9 protein-coding genes, 7 tRNA genes, 1 rRNA gene and 1 pseudogene are annotated in these 14,592 nt (G+C 41.5%); 1 reads left to right on the top strand and 17 read right to left on the bottom strand.

The window, feature by feature from the left end; translation table 11 throughout:
- Positions 1-21 precede the first annotated feature (21 nt).
- The 4 genes and pseudogenes from H8704_RS14550 to H8704_RS11465 all read right to left on the bottom strand — a co-directional run.
- Positions 22-162, bottom strand: a pseudogene (locus H8704_RS14550) (helix-turn-helix domain-containing protein); the annotation flags it as partial.
- A 171-nt stretch (positions 163-333) separates the two neighbouring features.
- Entirely contained in the window at positions 334-1,752 is a 1,419-nt protein-coding gene (locus H8704_RS11475) for a leucine-rich repeat domain-containing protein (RefSeq protein WP_249298350.1), read from the bottom strand.
- Positions 1,742-2,329 (bottom strand): hypothetical protein, encoded by a 588-nt coding sequence (locus tag H8704_RS11470; protein WP_249298349.1) that lies wholly within the window; start codon positions 2,327-2,329, stop codon positions 1,742-1,744. Before H8704_RS11470 ends, H8704_RS11475 begins: the two co-directional genes overlap by 11 nt.
- A 53-nt stretch (positions 2,330-2,382) precedes the next feature.
- A complete protein-coding gene (locus H8704_RS11465) occupies positions 2,383-2,745 on the bottom strand; it encodes a BlaI/MecI/CopY family transcriptional regulator (RefSeq protein ID WP_249298348.1) in 363 nt (120 codons plus the stop codon).
- A 242-nt stretch (positions 2,746-2,987) separates the two neighbouring features.
- On the opposite strand from H8704_RS11465, the gene H8704_RS11460 reads away from it, so the two are divergent.
- Positions 2,988-4,211 (top strand): argininosuccinate synthase, encoded by a 1,224-nt coding sequence (locus tag H8704_RS11460; RefSeq protein WP_022305514.1) that lies wholly within the window; start codon positions 2,988-2,990, stop codon positions 4,209-4,211.
- 170 nt (positions 4,212-4,381) lie between these two features.
- Here H8704_RS11460 and H8704_RS11455 read toward each other — a convergent pair whose 3' ends face one another.
- From H8704_RS11455 to H8704_RS11395, 13 genes are all read right to left on the bottom strand, one after another.
- Positions 4,382-5,863 carry an AAA family ATPase gene (locus tag H8704_RS11455; protein WP_249298347.1) on the bottom strand — a complete coding sequence of 494 codons (1,482 nt, stop codon included), beginning with the start codon at positions 5,861-5,863 and terminating at the stop codon, positions 4,382-4,384.
- Positions 5,864-6,032: 169 nt separating this feature from the next.
- A complete protein-coding gene (locus H8704_RS11450) occupies positions 6,033-7,823 on the bottom strand; it encodes a cache domain-containing sensor histidine kinase (RefSeq protein ID WP_249298346.1) in 1,791 nt (596 codons plus the stop codon).
- A gap of 35 nt (positions 7,824-7,858) precedes the next feature.
- Positions 7,859-9,370 carry a response regulator transcription factor gene (locus H8704_RS11445; protein WP_022463720.1) on the bottom strand — a complete coding sequence of 504 codons (1,512 nt, stop codon included), beginning with the start codon at positions 9,368-9,370 and terminating at the stop codon, positions 7,859-7,861.
- 319 nt (positions 9,371-9,689) lie between these two features.
- Positions 9,690-11,951: a glycogen/starch/alpha-glucan phosphorylase gene (locus tag H8704_RS11440; RefSeq protein ID WP_249298345.1), complete on the bottom strand. Its 2,262-nt coding sequence runs from the start codon at positions 11,949-11,951 to the stop codon at positions 9,690-9,692.
- A gap of 48 nt (positions 11,952-11,999) precedes the next feature.
- A complete protein-coding gene (malQ, locus tag H8704_RS11435) occupies positions 12,000-13,523 on the bottom strand; it encodes a 4-alpha-glucanotransferase (RefSeq protein WP_249298344.1) in 1,524 nt (507 codons plus the stop codon).
- Positions 13,524-13,765: 242 nt separating this feature from the next.
- Positions 13,766-13,838, bottom strand: a tRNA-Lys gene (locus H8704_RS11430).
- A gap of 22 nt (positions 13,839-13,860) precedes the next feature.
- A tRNA-Phe gene (locus H8704_RS11425) sits at positions 13,861-13,933 on the bottom strand.
- Between the two features lie 21 nt (positions 13,934-13,954).
- Positions 13,955-14,028: transfer RNA gene (locus H8704_RS11420), tRNA-Met, on the bottom strand.
- 23 nt (positions 14,029-14,051) lie between these two features.
- Positions 14,052-14,133 (bottom strand) — tRNA-Tyr (locus tag H8704_RS11415).
- A 5-nt stretch (positions 14,134-14,138) separates the two neighbouring features.
- Positions 14,139-14,211, bottom strand: a tRNA-Thr gene (locus H8704_RS11410).
- A 29-nt stretch (positions 14,212-14,240) separates the two neighbouring features.
- A tRNA-Val gene (locus H8704_RS11405) sits at positions 14,241-14,313 on the bottom strand.
- A gap of 8 nt (positions 14,314-14,321) precedes the next feature.
- Positions 14,322-14,395, bottom strand: a tRNA-Asp gene (locus H8704_RS11400).
- A 99-nt stretch (positions 14,396-14,494) separates the two neighbouring features.
- A 23S ribosomal RNA gene (locus H8704_RS11395) occupies positions 14,495-14,592 on the bottom strand; the annotation flags it as partial.

Genomic DNA, 14,592 nt, shown 5'->3' with positions numbered 1-14,592 from the left:
CTCATAAAATTTGCGCATGTGTCTTTCCGATATATTATTTCTATTGTTGACCCAATTACTCACTGTTATTCTGCTGACACCTAACTCATTTGCCAATTCTTCCTCGGAAAATCCCGTAATTTCCAATACACTTTCTATATCCTGCCCAATTAAGAAATCCATAAATATCACCATCCAACTTTTATGCATAATATTTTACATAGAAGTTTAGTTATTGTCAACAACTTCTATGTAAAGTTTTTAATATAGAAGTTTAATTCTAATAGAAAAGGCAAAACCTGTATTTTGCCCTTTCTACCGACTATATTACAAACATTTTCCTTTACACCGTTTTTATTTCACCGAAACCTTAACTTTATATTTCTGCGCCTTCTTCATAAGCCATATACGATCACTTTCTGACAACTTAGTGCTGATGATCAGTTTTTTTATTTTTCTGGAACCGACCTTTTTCTCCTCAAAATACGGGGACCGGTGAAACTTTCCATTTATAAATTCTTTCACTGTTTTTCTGGAGATCTTCTTAAAATTCTTTATCTTACTCAGATCCAAAATATCCGTTGGATTTTCACCAAACAGACTATCCGATTCATAAATTTCATCAAAATCCTCATCCATACTATTATTACTGTCTGTAAAATTCACATTTGGCAGCTTCAGGGTACGAATCCTGTTCTGACGACAGGAAACCCATCTCAGCTCCGTGTTATTGCTAAGATCCAGCTTTCTCAACTGATTTTGCTTACAACTCAGTACTTCCAATTCCTTACACTTTGTCAGATCCAGCTTTTTGATGTAATTATTTTTCACATTCAATGTCCTGATATTAGGACATAGTTCTGTTGCAAATGATGTCAACTGATTATCCTTAACATTGACCACTCTGAGAATATTTTTGGCAAGCTTAATATTTTTTAATTTATTGTCCTGTGCACTTAAAGTATATAATTTATTATTGTTGCTCAGATCCAGCGTTTCCAACTGATTTTTGTCACACTCAAGATCACTGAGATTTTTATTCTGACTCACATCAAGACTTGTCATTTGATTTCCATTACACGATAATCTTTCCAGATTCTTATTTTGACTTACATCCACTGTTGCCAGTGTCGGAGAATCACAAACAAGCCATTCCAGATTTTTACATCGAGATACATCCAGCTCATTTATCCGGCATGCCATGGCCTCTGCCTCTTTGAAGCTCCAGCGGTCATATTCACAGAGAGAAAACCAGGTTATGTTATTCCCTGCGACTTCTACCCGGTTGATCTCCGATGCTGTCAGCCATATGTATTTCAATGATTTCGGACATCCTTCGATTTTTAATGTATTCCCCTTCACCTTCGCCAGAGAAAGACTCGTGCAGGAGGTCAGATGCTCTATTCCACGGACATCTATGGTATCCTTTTCCCACAGATCATTTCCGGTAATAATCTGCTCTGTCGTCTCATCTCCTATATATGTTGCAACCAACGCCTGTTTCGGCGTTACAATTTCTGAACCCTGCTCAACAAAATTTTCCACAATATTAATCTGCTTAATTTCCTCTTGGGAAAGTACCCCATCTCCATTGATATCATAATATTTTGTTTTCAAAACGGTTCGAAGCCAGTCTGCCGGAAAATTTTGCTCATTAATTTCCAGACTGCCTGCTTCTGCCGCTTTTGCTCTGCTGCCCTGCCCCCACAAAGGCACCAGAATCATTACCGTAACCACAACACACCATAAATTCTTTCTCCAATTATTTTTCAATACGCGATTCCTCCTCAAATCTTCTCTTCCAATCCTCTGTAATATTTTGCACCTTAATATCACTGGCAGCAATCACCTTGGTTTCTGTTCCATCCACTGTACCTGCTGCCGTTCCATCCGCTTCCATTTCGACTTTATACTTTGCTCCACTCACCTCCATCTGTATTTCATTTTTCTTCATCTGACCATTTGCGACTCTGATATCTCCTACATTTTCGACCCCTTTAATATCAAAAATATCATACATAACATCAAGTTTTTCAGAAACAGCCACTTCTTTCTCCGCATCTGCAATATAAATACACATTCTCTGAATTCCGGACCCCTCCATGGTTACAAAAGCCGCCTCACATTTTCCATCTCCGTCAATATCACCATAAATTGCATCTCCATAAACATCTTGCATCAACAGTCCGTCTTTTTTATGGAAAATCTTATAATCGCAGACCATATGCCCTTTATCATCAGACTGATCTTTTACCATTTCGACCTGATACCCCGTGTCTTTAGAAAACGGATTATCCACTGTGTGATCCGAACACCCGCAAAGCATTAGAACCATTATTACAGATTCCATCAAAGCCCTTTTCGCATACAACTTTTTTCTACCATTAAATTTTTTCATATACATTACCCCTTGCTATACTGATCTATGATCTTTTTGATCGCCTCCGCTTCCTTTTTCGAAATATGTTTTCCCCCCAGAAATGCAGTCAGAAATCCGGGCAATGATCCCCCGAACGTTCTCTCCACAAAATAATTGGACTCATCCCGCTGCACCCGTTCCTGTGGGATCAGCACCGAAACAACCGCATCCTCGTTCCGAATATATCCTTTTTCTGACAGCTTGCGAATCACCGTATAAGTTGTGGATTTCTTCCAGCCCAGCTCCTCATCGCACCGCTTTACCAGCTCTCCGGATGGAATCGGTGCATATTTCCATACGACCTGCATAAAACGATAGTCACTGTCGCATAACTTCATATATTCCATGGTTATTCCCCTTCCCGGTGCTCAATAAATAATAGTAAAAGCATCATAAGTCTATTGTTATCAACCCATTTTAACTTTATAATAATAAACCTGGAATGTCAAGAAGACAGCAAATCAAATCTTGTCATTTTATGCCATTTACGCTATGATAGAAGAGTGTGGCAGGCTATACCTACGCCGCATTGACACAGTATGATTTTCAAAACCAAGTAATCACAACAAAAAGAAAAGAGGACAAAAAGATGGATAAGGTTATTTTAGCCTACTCAGGCGGACTTGACACAACTGCAGTTATTCCATGGTTAAAGGAAACATACGGCTATGAGGTTGTATGCTGCTGTATCGACTGTGGACAGGGCGAGGAGCTCGATGGATTAGAGGAGCGTGCAAAACTCTCCGGTGCTTCTAAGCTTTACATTGAGGACGTTGTTGATGATCTTTGCGAAAACTACATTATGCCTTGTGTACAGGCTGGTGCCGTTTACGAACATAAATATCTCATGGGAACTGCTATGGCAAGACCTACGATTGCTGCAAAGCTGGTAGAGATTGCCCGTAAGGAAAATGCCGTTGCAATCTGCCACGGTGCAACCGGTAAGGGTAACGACCAGATTCGTTTTGAGCTTGGTATCAAGGCATTAGCTCCGGATATCAAGGTTATCGCTCCATGGCGTGACGACAGATGGGGTATGGATTCCCGTGAGGCAGAAATTGAGTATTGTAAGGCACACGGCATTGATCTTCCGTTCGGAACCGATCAGTCTTACAGCCGTGATAGAAATATCTGGCATATCAGCCATGAGGGACTGGAGCTTGAGGATCCTGCTCAGGCACCAAATTACGATCATATGCTTGTTCTCGGTGTTACACCGGAGAAGGCACCGGATGAGGATGTAGAGCTTTCTATTTCTTTTGAAAAGGGTGTTCCTACTGCTCTGAACGGCAAGAAAATGAAAGTTGCTGATATTATCCGTGAGCTGAATACCATCGGTGGAAAGCACGGTATCGGTATTGTTGATATCGTTGAGAACCGTGTCGTTGGTATGAAGAGCCGTGGTGTATATGAGACTCCGGGTGGAACAATCCTGATGGAAGCACATCAGCAGTTAGAGGAGCTTGTTCTTGACCGTGACACCATCGCATTGAAGTTAGAGCTCGGCAGCAAGCTTGCAAGCATTGTATACGAAGGTAAATGGTTCACACCTGTTCGTGAAGCAATCTCCGCATTCGTTGATGTAACACAGCAGTATGTAACCGGTGAAGTAAAACTTCGTCTCTACAAGGGCAATATCATTAAAAATGGAACAACTTCTCCATATTCTCTGTACAGTGAGTCATTGGCATCCTTTACCACAGGTGATATGTACGACCATCATGATGCAGAGGGCTTCATTACATTATGGGGTCTCCCACTGAAGGTTCGTGCCATGAGAATGAACGAGCTCAAGAAAGATAAGACAAAATAATCTGATACAGCCATTCATAAAAAAGGGCAAAACCAGCGTTTTGCCCTTGCTCACTCTACGCTACGAGCATTTTCCTATACACTAAAATAAAACAGCCCGGATTTGATTTCAAACAACTCCCTTTGGGGTGAAATCAAATTCAGGCTGTTTTTTAGTTCAAAGCAGCTTATTTATTTTAACAACTCCCGGATCATCTCCGCTGTATAAGTAACGCATACCATCTTCTCCGCCTCGATGCGGTACAGCGCATTTGCGGCAATATGTTCTGCTGCCTGCTCGATATCACGAATTCCTGATGTATCCTTAAAAATATCCATGATCGCATCCAGTGCTTCCTCTGTAATCACAATCTCCTCGCTTCGCAGACCAATTCTCTTTAATACCTTTGGCATCGCAAATTTGGTAAAGATCACTCTCTTTTCTTCCAGGCTGTAGTCCGGCAGCTCGATCACAGCAAAACGAGACATAAGTGGTGCACTGATGGCCGCCTTGTCATTCGCCGTAGCAATCGGATAAACCCCGGTAGTCGGAATATTACATTCTACATAATTATCGGTAAATCCAAGATTATCCAAAAGTGTCAGCAATACATCCGCCGGATTTCCATTTCCCTTTCCGGCAGAAGCCTTGTCCAGCTCGTTGATAATGAACAGCAGATTAGAGCTCTCTGCATTGGCAAACGCCTCCATGATCAGACCGGGTTTTGCATTAGCATAAATCCGGGAGCTTCCGGTAAGCTGCTCCGGATCATTGATAGAACTCATTTCCAGCGTTGTCCACGACATTTTCAAAATCTTTGCAACAGCATAGGCAATCTGTGACTTTCCGGTACCTGCCGGTCCGATCAAAAGAATACCATATGCCGGCAGGGTATGGGTACGATTGATCTGAATGATCGTCTCAATAATACGCTGCTTTACATTGTCCAGTCCATATAACTCCTCGTCCAGAATTTTTCTGGCCTCCACCGGATCGATCGGCTGGAAATCTGTATTTTTCCACTGAATATTTAACATAATAGAGAGCGCACGCTGTGCATGACGGCGCTCCTCCGGCGTCACCTCTGTAGATTTCGCTACCGCAAGATTACGTCTCGCCCAGAGACGGATATTGTCCGGAAGTGTACTTCCCGCACACATCAGATAATCCGTAATACTCTGAATACTGGTAAGCTTCATATCATCGGAGTCTTCAATCTCATCAAAATCAACGACTTCCTTCGAAGGTGCATCACTCTGCAGCAACCGCTCGATCATAAACTGCAAAAATCCATTTTCTCCGGAAAGCTTCGTACCTCTCATAGCCACACCGGTCTCAAAGATCTTATAAACTGCGTATCCCTGATCTGTACTGGCACCGGACAGCTTAACCATAATATGGTTTTCTCCAAGCCACTTTACCAGCTTCTCAAAACGTGCATCGATCTGTAAAATATCATGAGACGTCTTTTCCTCATCACATGTAAATGCCGTCCCCTTTGTGGGTGCTGTAAACATACCGGAGGAATGATGCATAAGCTTCTTTTCCTCATCCTTCAACAGTATGACCGGATGTGACACATCCGGCACTCTTTCATTCGAATAAACTAATTCGTATGTCTTCTCTGCTTTGACTGCATCCTTCTTCTCCTGATTAAAATCAAAAACTGGCATCTTGTAACCTCACATTTCTGTTTATTCTGTATTATTTTCGCACAACTTCCCACTTCAATAATGCACTTAAAATTTGTACTCTAACTATTTCACCACTTTTTACTTAATGAACCCTATGAAATTATAGGATGAAATGGTAAAATCCGCAACTACTATTTTTCGATCTCTTCTACTTCTTGAGCACCTGTGGAATATTTATGGTGCACCTTGTTCCCTTTCCTGCCTCACTCTCAATTTTCAGACAATATTCCTCCCCATAATAAAGCTGGATTCTCTGATTTACATTCCGGACACCATACCCCTTTGTCTTAAATTCCAATATAGATGACAAAAGCTCCGGTTCGATTCCCACACCATTATCCTCCACCGTCAGATAAATATTGCTGTCATCTTTACGTCCTATTATTTTAATATATCCTCTGCCATCCTCCTTCAGGTCAATTCCATGATCAATGGCATTTTCCACCAAAGGCTGCAACAGCAGATTTAATGTCTGATATTGCAGGATTTCCTCATCAATATCCATGATCACATCAAAGTCATTATCGTGCATACATAACTGAATCTCCAGATAGGACTTCATATTTTCAATTTCCTTCTCAATGGTCAGCACATTTTTGCCCCGATTCAAAGAAGTCCGGTAAAAAGAGGATAATGCCAGTGTGATCTTGCTAATGTCCTGCTGCCCTGCCTCCAGCGCCTTCCAGTTGATCAATGAAAGGGAATTATAAAGAAAGTGTGGGTTGATCTGTGCCTGAAGTGCCGTCATTTCTGACTTTCTCTGGGTCAGCTTGCTTTCATATACTTCATGGATCAATCGGTTGATCTCCCCCAGCATGCTTCCAAATCCACGGATCAGACTTCCCACCTCATCCTTCGCATCACTGGTAACCATAAGCTCCATATTACCTTCCTCTACCGCCTGCATATTATCCCGGAGCCGTTTAATATCCCGCACCACAAACCTTGAAAATGCTTTTGAAGCAACAACCGACGTCACAATGCAAATGGCAATAATTCCAAGAATCAGCACAACAAGCGTCTGCACCTCTCTCGCCATCATTTTCTGCGGCTGATATGCGATCACCTGCCAGTCATCTACCCCTGCATCTGCAGACACGATCAGATAATTGCTCCTTTTTCCCTTTTCCTGATCCGCCATTTTCTCTTTTAATTTTTTTAAGGATAATCTGCTTTTTCCTTCTGTCCCATTCTGGGTACTTTGATCTTTTCCATCCTTCTTTGCGCCGGTCTTATTGCCGGCTTTTTGATCAAAGGTGTCCTTCTCAAACAATACATTTCCTGCTTTGTCTATGACATATAGTCCATAACCGTCTCTGGAAATGTCATCAAACCCGGAAAATAACGTATCATAATTCACATCCAGATATAAAATTCCCTTTTGTTTATTCTGCTCCATAATGGGCATGGTCCTTGCTGAAAAAGATGTTTTTTCTTTTCCGTCAATGATCCATTTTACCTTCTGACTTAAGGAATCCTTATATTCCCTGTACCATTTTTCACCCTCTATGGTATGAAGTGCATCCACCGTTGTATCATGCTTTACAATATCCTTATCCAGATATATGGTGATCTGGTTGATATTTGGATTGAAGTATTTTAAAGACGAAAGTACCGGATCTACCGTCGCCGTATACTGCTCATACATAGAAAAAATATCATCATAATCACCGATCAGTACATCCGAGATTGGATGGTTAAATGCAATATAATCCGACAGATTATTGTAGACCAATATTTTAGACTTCAACTGAGATGCTCCCTGTGACAGAGAATCCTCAATATTTCTACGCTCCCTCTCCATCAGGGTTTTCCTCTCCTGTGACAGCGCAAAGAGTCCCAAAAGCAGGATCGGCACCGTGCCAATGCAGATGTATATGATCATTATTTTCTTTTGTATTTTTGCATTTCCAAACCAGTTTTTAATCTTATTTTTCATTATTTACTGTTCCACCATTTCCTGCATTCTCCTATTTACTGATTCCGATACTTCTGTGGACTCACACCGTAATATTCCCGAAAGCTCTGACAAAAATATGATACATTCGGATAGCCCACAGCATAACTGATATTTACAATTTTATTATGAGTCTCCTCCAGCATTTCCTTTGCCTTCTCCATGCGAAGTGCCTTAATAAATTTGCTGAGATTCTGTCCTGTCTCCTTCTTAAAAATATGACTGAGATAACTTGGAGCCAGAAAAACCTGATCTGCCAGCATATCCACACTCAGTTCCTCACCATAATGAGCATAAATATACTGCTTCACTGTCTCAATCTCCCGATGCTCCATCTGTGGATTGATTGCAAAACTCTGTTCTAAAAGTTTAATACCTTCATTAATGATTTCCGTCACCTCCTGGAAATCATTAGTCCGGTATAACCGGTCAATATCCTGATTCAGACCACCGGACTTTTCCTTGGGCAGTATTTCGTATACATCCTTCAATAAATTTGAAAAAATAAATTTTACATACATTTGTGAAAAATTCTTTTTGCTCTGATACTTCTCGCACAGCCCTTCAAAATGACGACGCAGCCCTGCCATATCCTTCATTTTGATATCCTGCCGAATCTGCTTCATCAGAGTATCGTCATCAATCTGGGAAAGATTTGCCTCTGTCTGCTGCTCTTCACTAAACACACGATCCTCCGGTACATAAAATTTATTTTCCATCAGAAGCTCCAGCCGTTCCATTTCCTCTGCCAGCTTCACCGGCCTCACAAACTCACGGCTGACCGCAATATAGCACTTCTCCGCATATTTCTCCTCTATGGCATCCAGAAGCTTTTGCGCCATTTCCTTTCTGGATTCCACATCAATCTCCCGTTCCAACAGAATGATTCCCTGCTGTGGGTTCATATTCAAGTACAAAAACGGCTCCTTCATTTCTTCCCGGAGATTTTCCAGAAAATCCAGACCGGTTCTTCCAAAAAATTCCCTGTCAAATTCCAGCAGCATCATATTATGAAAGTCCTGTACATACTCCAGACTGTCTGCCCCCCCTAAGCTTGCCGCCAGATCCTGTGGTGCGGCACCATTCAACAGGGACAATAATACATGCTCCCGGACAAAATTACGGTTCTTTTCCTTGCGCTCGTCCTCCAGACGTTCTCCCTCAATCTCCTGCAGCACCTTCTCCATAGTATTGCGGAATTCCTCCGGATCCACAGGCTTTAAAATATAGCTGTCCACCCCCGATTTCATTGCCTTTCTGGCATATTCAAACTCTCCATATCCACTAAAGATCACCATTTTTGTCTGAGGATATTTTTTCATGACATTTTCTGCCAGCTCAAGTCCATCCATAAAAGGCATTTTAATATCCGTCAGCAAAATATCCACCGGCTTTTCCTCCAGAGCCTCCAATGCCTTTACGCCATTGACCGCCTCCCGGATTTCCGCCTCCATATGAAGCTGCTTCAACAAAAATTTAATACCGTTTCTCTCTATTTTCTCATCATCCACGATTAATATCTGAATCATATCCGACCTCATTTCTATAAGATATCTTTTTGCATTATTTGACATCTTTTATTTCCGCAAATCCACACAAAATCATAATTACTGATTTTTAGCATTCTTTTTTAGATTTAGTTTACCACATCTGCCTTGGAAACCCAAATTTTTCTCTAAATTTTCATGACAATTTCACCTTCTAAATACTGCTTCCGAAAATCCTGTAAATTCTTCAAAAAACTCATCTTTTTCAATATGCCAAATAACTCCCTTCCGGTATTCCTACCGAAAGAGAGTGTAATTGTTTCTTTATTTTACAATATTTTTTAGACAAAAAATTAGCTTTTTATTTACTCGTTCCTGTCCTCCAGATTTCCTGATCGTACTGCTCAATAGTCCGGTCTGATGAGAAAAATCCTGCTTTCGCAATATTTACCAACATCTTTTCTGCCCACTCCATACGATCATTATAATCATGATATGCCTTTTCTCTTGTTGCAATATAGTCCTTAAAATCAGGAAACGTCATAAACCAGTCCTTATTCAAGAGCTCATTATACAGGCGTGTCAGGTGTTCTTCATCTCCTACCGCCATCATTTCCCTGCCAACAATAAAGTCCACCGCTTCCTTCAAAGCTGTATCCTTTTCATAATAATCTCGGGACACATAGCTGCCCTGCGCATACCGGTCAATAACTGTCTTGCTATCCTCACCAAAGATATAAATATTATCTTTTCCTACCAGATCTGCAATTTCCACGTTTGCTCCATCCATAGTTCCCAGTGTCAGCGCACCGTTAAGCATAAACTTCATATTACCGGTACCGCTTGCCTCCTTGGAAGCCAGAGAAATCTGCTCTGAAATATCACACGCCGGAATAAGCTGTGCTGCCTTGCTGACATTATAATTCTCTACCATTACCACACGAAGATATGGATTTACCTGCTCATCCTTATTGATCAGCTCCTGCAGACAAAGGATCAGATGAATAATATCCTTTGCGATCACATACGCCGGTGCTGCCTTTGCGCCAAAGATAACTGTAACCGGCTTTTCCGGAATAATGCCACTCTTAATTTCCAGATACTTGTGAATGATATAAAGTGCATTGAGCTGCTGTCTCTTGTACTCGTGAAGACGTTTTACCTGAATATCGTAAATCGAATTTTCATCAATCTCAACTCCCTGTGTCCGCAAGAGATATTCCTTCAACTGTTTTTTCTTCTCAGCCTTTACCCGCAACAGACTCTCCAGCACCTTCTGATCTCCCTGATATTGCAGTAATTTTTCCAGTTCTGTGGCATCCTTTTTAAATCCATTGCCAATCAGCTCCTCGATCCAGGAAGTCAGCTCCTCATTGCAATGAAGCAGCCAGCGGCGGAAGGTAATACCGTTTGTTTTATTATTAAACTTCTCCGGATAAATTTCATAAAATGGTTTCAGCTCACTGTTTTTCAAAATCTCCGTATGAAGATATGCCACACCATTTATACTATATCCATAGTGCATATCAATATGCGCCATATGTACTCTGTCCTCTTTATCAATAATTGCAACTGCCTCATCCGGATATTTTTTCTTTGCCTCATTATCCAAAATATGAATGATCGGAAGAAGCTGTGGCACAACCTTCTGAAGATACGCAATCGGCCATTTTTCCAGTGCTTCCGCAAGAATTGTGTGATTTGTATAAGCACATGTTTTAGCCACAATTTCCATAGCTTCTTCAATACAGATGCCACGGATGAGAAGCAGACGGATTAGCTCCGGGATCACCATTGTCGGATGGGTATCGTTGATCTGGATTGCCGCATAATCCGGCAGATCATGAAGATTACATCCCCTTGCCTCACATTCCTCCAGAATGAGCTGTGCCCCGGCTGACACCATAAAATACTGCTGATAAATTCGCAGAAGCTGTCCCTTCTCATCACTGTCATCCGGATACAGGAAAAGAGTCAGATTATGTTCTATATCCTCCTTATCAAAGGAAATGCCATCTTTTGTAATCTTCTCCTCCACACTGTCAATATCAAACAAATGAAGCTGATTTGTCCTGTTCTCATAACCGGTGACCGCAATATCGTACAGAGAAGCTTTTACAATATGATCACGGAACTCCACGGTATAGCTTTTGTCCCTCTTTGTCAGCCAGCTATTTTTCTCAATCCATGGATTAGGATATTCCTTCTGCAGATTCTGCTCAAATACCTGCTTAAAAAGTCCCAGGTGATAGTTGATACCAATGCCGTCTCCCGGAATCCCAAGAGTCGCAATAGAATCCAGGAAACACGCTGCCAGACGTCCCAATCCACCATTTCCCAGCGATGGCTCCGGCTCAATCTCCTCAATCTCATAAATACTTTTTCCATTCTTCTCCAATTCCTTTTTCACCGTATCAAAAAGACCCAGATTGATCAGATTATTGGACAATAGTTTTCCAATAAGAAACTCTGCGGAAATATAATAAACCTTCTTTTTTCCGGCATGGCTTTCCTTCTGTTTTGCCTGCTCCTTTACCAGCTCCAGCAAAGCAATATAAATTTCCTCATTGCTGCAATCCTTTAAACTTTTCTGATAGTGATCCTTTACAAATTTCTCAAGCATTTTTCTCCTCCTGACGATTTCAATTTTATATTTTTAAATTTTGTTATATTAACGATCATAAATATCTGCCATCTTTCCCAGAAACTTAATTTCCTTCTCGCCAAACTCGCCCCTCTTCAGTCTCCAGCGCCAGTTTTGACCAATCGTTGAAGGCAGATTCATTCTCGCATCATTATCTTTTTTCAAAATATCCTGCATTTGAAGAATGACTGTATCCGCCACACTCTGATAAGCCAGCCGTATCACTGCATTTGCCAGTTTTTCTTTGAATTCTGAGCAAATTTTGTCACTTATACAAAGTCCTGTATAATCCAGCAGATACTCATACCCCTCTTCCGGCAGCGAATCAAAATATCCAAGTAGTGTTTCATTATCATGAGTTCCGCTGTACACCACACAATTTCTCTCATAATTATGTGGCAGATATTCATTATTTCTTTTCCCATCAAATGCAAATTCCAGAATTTTCATCCCCGGATATCCGCTTTGCTTCAAAAGCTGTCTGACACCCGGCACAACCACGCCCAGATCTTCTGCAATCACCTTTGCATCCCCAATTGCTTCATCAATGGCTTTGATCAGCTTTTCTCCGGGTCCCTTTCGAAATGCTCCATCTACCGGTACCCCTTCTGCCGGAATAGCATAATATCTTACAATCCCAATAAAATGATCAATTCGCACAACATCATACATACTGCCTGCTGCTTTAATACGCTTTTTCCACCAGGTAAAATGATCCTTTTCCATAATATCCCAATCATAAATGGGATTTCCCCATTTCTGTCCGTAATCCGAAAATGCATCCGGCGGACACCCAGCCACGTCAATCGGATGAAGTGTCTCATCCAGTTGATACTGTCCCGGATTTGCCCACACATCGGCACTATCCAATGCCACATAAATCGGGATATCTCCAATAATCTGTATTCCCTTTTGATTTGCATATTTCTTTAATGTATTCCACTGCTCAAAAAACTTATATTGTACGAAACACCAGAATTCCATTTTTTCTTTCAATAACTGACGATAATATTTCAAAGCCGTCTCTTTACGGCAACGTATGTCCTCACTCCACGACAGCCATTCAACACCTCCGAAATAGTCTTTACAGGACATAAAGAGACTATAATCCTCCAGCCATTCCTGATTTTTATGAACAAAATCCTGATAATCAGACGAAGACTTTTCCTGCCACCGCAGAAATGCCTTTTTCAAAATTCCAAACCGGTTCACATACATTTTCTGATAATCCACATCATAAACCAGTTCGCCCCAGTCTATTTTCTGAATTTCTTCCTTTTCCAATAATCCTTCCTTCTGCAGCAGATCCAAATCTATAAAATATGGATTTCCTGCGAAGGTAGAAAATGACTGATAAGGACTATCTCCAAAGCTTGTTGGTCCAACCGGAAGTACCTGCCAGTATTTCTGTCCGGCTTCTTCCAATTGATCTACAAAATGATAGGCTTCTTTTCCCAATGATCCGATACCATATGGCGACGGCAGGCTGCTGATTGGCAACAAAATTCCTGCGCCCCGCTCCAGCCGTTTTGACTTCTGCTCCATGCTCATCACACGTTTCCTCCATCTTTTCCATTTGCAGCGGCCTCGTTTCATTCTCCGCTGATATTATGCTATCAGCTATTTGTCAAATATTCTATATACCATTTCTTAGATTGATATCAATTTTTACAGAATTCAATATTCAAAATAAAAACACAGTATATTTCTACCTTTGTTCAATAAAAATATACTGTGCCGTATTTGTTTTATAAAAAAAAGCCCATAGCATATAACTATGAACTCGATTTTAATGAGACACGGGGGATTCGAACCCCCGACAACTTGATTAAAAGTCAAGTGCTCTACCAACTGAGCTAGTATCCCATCTTCGTCAAATAGACGAAAATGCCCAGAACCGGAATCGAACCAGTGACACGCGGATTTTCAGTCCGCTGCTCTACCAACTGAGCTATCTGGGCAAAAGATATTTACTATCTTAGTAGCGGGGACAGGATTTGAACCTATGACCTTCGGGTTATGAGCCCGACGAGCTTCCAGACTGCTCCACCCCGCGTTATTTAATTAACCGAAGTTAAATGGATGGAGAAGGATTCGAACCTTCGAAGGCGAAGCCAACAGATTTACAGTCTGCCCCCTTTGGCCACTCGGGAATCCATCCATAAAAGCCGATGATCGGACTCGAACCGATAACCTGCTGATTACAAATCAGCTGCTCTGCCAATTGAGCCACATCGGCATTTCTAAAAATGCTATTTAGAATTTAAATGGGACCTACAGGGCTCGAACCTGTGACCCTCTGCTTGTAAGGCAGATGCTCTCCCAGCTGAGCTAAGATCCCATATAAAACGACCCAGACGGGACTCGAACCCGTGACCTCCGCCGTGACAGGGCGGCGCTCTAACCAACTGAGCCACTAGGCCATCAATCAATAAATATTGATCAAAGAAGGTAGTACCTTCAAAACTGTATACCGATTATAACATCTTCCCGCTGCTTCCGCAACCAGCTTCCCGTTTCTTTTGGATAAGCCTTCGACCTATTAGTGACAGTCAGCTGCATACGTTACCGTACTTCCACCTCTGCCCTATCTACCTCATCGTCTCTAAGGGGTCTTATG

Source organism: Jutongia huaianensis, from assembly GCF_014384985.1.
GTDB classification, from domain to species: Bacteria; Bacillota; Clostridia; order Lachnospirales; family Lachnospiraceae; genus Jutongia; species Jutongia huaianensis.
The sequence above is the reverse complement of the archived record's forward strand: the minus strand, read 5'-3'. Positions and strand labels throughout refer to the sequence as shown.